Source organism: Modestobacter sp. KNN46-3, from assembly GCF_011039295.1.
This window is the reverse complement of the sequence record NZ_JAAKGN010000251.1, coordinates 1-4165: the sequence shown is the minus strand read 5'-3', so window position 1 is coordinate 4165 and position 4165 is coordinate 1. Positions and strand designations below refer to the sequence as shown.

4 protein-coding genes and 1 pseudogene are annotated in these 4165 nt (G+C 71.4%); 2 read left to right on the top strand and 3 right to left on the bottom strand.

Translation table 11 applies throughout. The features are described from left to right. The first annotated feature begins 327 nt into the window (after positions 1-327). Positions 328-1110, top strand: coding sequence for a hypothetical protein (locus G5C62_RS25885; protein WP_164703263.1), 783 nt, complete (start codon positions 328-330; stop codon positions 1108-1110). A 378-nt stretch (positions 1111-1488) separates the two neighbouring features. Here the strand turns inward: G5C62_RS25885 and G5C62_RS25880 are convergent, their stop codons facing one another. Both G5C62_RS25880 and G5C62_RS25875 read right to left on the bottom strand, forming a co-directional pair. Further along, positions 1489-2313, bottom strand: coding sequence for a hypothetical protein (locus G5C62_RS25880; protein ID WP_164703262.1), 825 nt, complete (start codon positions 2311-2313; stop codon positions 1489-1491). A gap of 35 nt (positions 2314-2348) precedes the next feature. Next, positions 2349-3236 (bottom strand): Rieske (2Fe-2S) protein, encoded by an 888-nt coding sequence (locus tag G5C62_RS25875; protein WP_164703261.1) that lies wholly within the window; start codon positions 3234-3236, stop codon positions 2349-2351. 215 nt (positions 3237-3451) lie between these two features. Between G5C62_RS25875 and G5C62_RS25870 the strand changes: the two genes are divergently transcribed. Continuing rightward, positions 3452-3976, top strand: a complete 525-nt coding sequence (locus G5C62_RS25870) for a GtrA family protein (RefSeq protein ID WP_164703260.1) — start codon at positions 3452-3454, stop codon at positions 3974-3976. A gap of 84 nt (positions 3977-4060) precedes the next feature. Here the strand turns inward: G5C62_RS25870 and G5C62_RS28415 are convergent. Next, positions 4061-4165: pseudogene (locus tag G5C62_RS28415) on the bottom strand (IS982 family transposase); the annotation flags it as partial.

The window sequence follows — 4165 nt, the reverse complement described above, 5'->3', positions numbered from 1 at the left end:
CGGTACAGCTCCACTGCATCCCGGCGGAACTCCTCGGAGTACGTCTTCCTCGCCACCGTCTGATCTTCTCGCTTCCTCCAGGCCGGGCCCGGATTCAGCGTGTCCACGATCAGGGGTCAAGTCCCGTATCTCCTTCGGTACCGCTGTGACTCCCATCTGCACGTGGATCGAGAGCCTCCATCAGGCCCGGTGCGGGACAGGCAACGTTCCTCCCTGACAACTGTCGGTGCTCTTCGGCACACTCAAGGCCCAACGGCATCGACGTGGCCCTCCCCGCCCGCGATAGGTCCGTTGGAGGGGGAGACGCAGGTGACACCACTCGGGTGGGTGTTGATCGGCTTCAGCGCGGTGGGCCTTCTGTGCACCGTCGTGGCCTTGTTTGCCAAGAAGCCCTTGATCAAGCTCGGTGACTGGGAGGCCTCATGGGGGGAGTACGGGCGCGTCAGGGGCAGCCAAGCTGCCGGCTTCTTCGCATTCACGGCGCTCTTTGTGATCTTGGCGGTTCTGTTTGGCAGGGACGATGACGCAGCGGCCGAGGCTGGAGGGCGAAGTTCGATCCCTGACGCACCGGCAGCAGCTCCCGGCACCACGGATGCGAACCCGACGACATCCAGCGCCTCGCCCTCGACTGGCGATTCGCCTTCTGCCACTTCGCCTCCGGGATCCGGCACCGCGTCCGCCACAAGCACAGCGGCGCCTTCCACAGATCCAAGCACCACACCGCCATGGGAAGGCGAGGAACAAGGGCTGCGCCTCATCGTCGAGGGCATGCAGACGGATCCCGCCGACGGGAGCCTCGTGTTGAAGGCGAGGCTGGAGAACAAGACCGGATACGACCTGCATGTGCCTGCGAGCGGGTTCCTGGTCGTGGACCAGCTCGACCGCTCCATAGGTGCGGATACCGCGAACTCGGACTTCCCGTTCGAGTCCGAACAGGTCTGGCCAGATTACGACTTCGCTGCGGGCACCACTCGCCCCGGGAACGTGACGCTCCAGGAACCGCTCGCGGCCGACGCCACGGTGATCCAGGTCCGCTTCACAGTGGCCCGTCTTGACCCATCGAATGGCCGGACCACTCACTTCACCGTCTCCACCGACATCGGCCTCTGACCGAATCTGCGTCTCAGGCGATCGCAAGACGCAGGGGCGCCGAGCGGCCCCAGAGATTCCCGCCGCCCCCGCAAGGCCGTTCCACGATGCCCCGAGCAGCATTCCACCGGCGCTGACGCGGTGTCCCGATGACGTACGCATGGACCGTTCGGATGCGGCGCGAACGCGCAGGTAGAAGCGGTTCTCTGCAGGCGCCAGAGGCCCGGCGGGGCGAGTCTCCCAGAACGCCTGCCCGGGCCGGTCAGAGCAGGGTGAACAGCAGGAAGAGGAGTCCGGTGAGCACCAGGCTGATCAGCAGGGAACCCAGGCAACCCAGCCGGTTGGTGAAGAAGAGGAACACCTGACCCCAATGCCCACTGCGCCACCGGCCAACCCCGGTCAGCCGATGCAGACCCGGCCGAGCAGCTCCTGCAGGAGCCCCTCCTGGGCGTCGTCCAGCGGCAGGTCGACCGTCACCTCGTCACCATCGCCGACGGTCAGCCGGAGCGGGAACACGAACGGCTGCTTGGTCTCGGCCAGCAGGTGCGGCTCGCAGGTCGTCGGGCGGAAGCTCACCGGCAGCCGCAGCCGGTCACGACCCGCGACCAGCGTGACGAGCAGCTCGGCGTCCAGTGCTGGTTCGAGCACCACACTGCGCCCCAGCGCAGCGACCTCCACCGGCTCGTCGCCCGTGCGCCTGGCCAGCACGAGTTCGCCGGCGACCGCCTCCCCCGCCTCGGTCAGCCCCTCGACGGCGACTCCCACCACCGCGGCCACCGCGACGGCCGCACACTCCTCGGCGTGCACCTGCGCGAGCGTCCCGCCGGCCAGCGGGACCCGCACCTCCTCGGCGGCCCCACCGGCCCGGACGACGGTCAGCGGGGCCGCGGCCGGGTCGGGCGGCGCAGCACAGTCCACGACCCCGTACGGCGTCGGCAGGTCGATCGTCCGCCCGGGGGCGAAGTCCGCGTCCACCGGACGGGCCGGCAGTGGCTCGAAGCCCGGGGAGTCCAGTGCCACCTCGGTCACGGTGAACGGCGTCGTCCCGGTGTTGGTGAGGCGCACCTGGACCTGCCCGCCGATCGCCTCGTCGGAGCGGTGACGCAGCGCCTCCCCCGCCATCCCGGGGACGTCCGGCAGCGGGGGCGGCGCAGCGGGCGGCGGACCGCCCACTGCGCAGCCGGCGAGCAGCAGCGCGAGAACCGGGGCGCGCACCGTCCGCACGTCGCCGAGCGTAGGGCGGCCTCAGCCGCCGGCGGTCACTTCGAGACGTGCCGGTTGGGCAGCTTGCCGAGCACCCGACCGGCCTCGTACTTGACCTCGAGCCGCTCCTGGGCCGACGCCGTCGGACCCCGGTGCGGCTCGCCGCTCTCCAGGTCGAAGGCCGAGCCGTGCCACGGGCACACGATGCAGTCCGACCCGCGCACCTGCTCCACGCTGCCCTCGGCCAGCGGCCCGCCCACGTGCGCGCAGGAGTTGATGAAGGCGTCCACGCGGGCCCCCCGGCGCACCACGGCCAGCGCCACGGGCGTGCCCCGACCCTCGCCGGTGCGCAGCGCGGGCCGCCCCTCGGGCAGGTCATCGAGCGGGCCGAGGTCGATCCAGTCGGTGGTGAGCTGCCGGGCGTCGGTGACGGCGTGGTTCGCACCCGAGGACTGCGCGTAGGACATGTGGCCGCCGATGGCCGCCGACCCGCTGGCCAGGCCGAGGCCGCTGTAGGCCAGCACCCGCCCGAGCGCGCCGTTGCCCTTGCCGCGGGCGACCAGCGAGCCGACGTACAGCCCCAGCGCGGCGACGTTGGCGGCGGCGTGGATGGCGCCCAGCCGCCGGACGGCGTCGTCCTGCTCCGACCAGTCGGCCGCACCGGCCATCGCCGCGGGCAGGCTGGCCGCCACGCCGGTGCCGATCAGCGCGGTGGCGGCCGGGCGGGCCGGGGGCATGAGGTCCAGGATCCCGGCCGACAGCCAGGTGCCCACCGGCACCATCGCCAGGATCGGGTGCAGCGGATGGCCCAGCCACGTGCCGTGCAGCAGGTCGCGGAACGCCTGCGGGCGCAGTACCTTGTTCACCGCCGTCCGGGCGGACTCCAGCTTCGCGTCGAACGACGACACCTCGGACAGGCGGTCCAGCACACCGAACAGGCTCATGCACCGGCCCATACCCGGCGCGGCCGACCGGAACCCGCCGTCGACGGGCTCGCTGCCGCGAGCAGGACGCCGACGCACGTACCGACACTCTGCGTGAGCGACGTCACGAGTGTTGCGGGAACGCACCGGGAATGCACATGCGGTCCACTGGTTGCTGTCGCAGGATGACCTTGCTGCCTGAGCACGGACCCGTGCTCACACCCTGAGGAGGACCCGTGACCTGCCCGTCCCTGCTCCGCCGCACCGCCGTCTGCGGCGTGCGCGCGGGTGGGTTCGACGACGTGGTCGCGCCGACGTGGGTGCGGGAGCGGTCGAGCGCGGTGCGCGAGCGGCTGCAGCAGGACGACGCCGGGGCACAGTTCGCCCGCTTCGTCGTCGTCGGCGGGGTCTCCAGTGCGCTGTACGCCCTGGTTTTCATCGGCCTGCAGGGGCTCGGCGCCCAGCCCGCCAACCTGGCCGGCGCGATCGCCTCCACCCTGCTGGCCAACGAGATGCACCGCCGGCTCACCTTCCACGCCGGCGGCCGGGTCTCCTGGTTCACCGCGCAGTGGGAGGGTGGCGGCCTGGCCGGCATCGGGCTGGTCGCCACCTCACTCGCGCTGGCCGGTCTGCACACCCTGACCGGTGACGTGGGCACCGTCGTCCAGCTCTGCCTGATCGCCGCGGTCACCGGCGCGATCGGCCTGATCCGGTTCGTCGCCCTGCGCAGCTGGGTGTTCTCCCCCGCTCCCCGCGACTGAGCCCCCCGCGCGCGAGCACGGCGGCTCGCCGCTGCAGCTGCCCGGGGCCTCGGCGTCCCGCCCCTAGATGACCTATTCCAAGGGTCAGTGGTCGTAGGCGATCAGTGATCGCGGGGTCGGTGCGCCGATGTGGTCGTTGTGCCAGATGGCCGCGGTGAGGGCCAGGATGCGTTGTAAAACCCGGACCAA

Bases quoted from the DNA above. Each gene is read 5' to 3' on its own strand.
- G5C62_RS25875 (WP_164703261.1), bottom strand. From the start codon at position 3,236: ATGAGCCTGTTCGGTGTGCTGGACCGCCTGTCCGAGGTGTCGTCGTTC.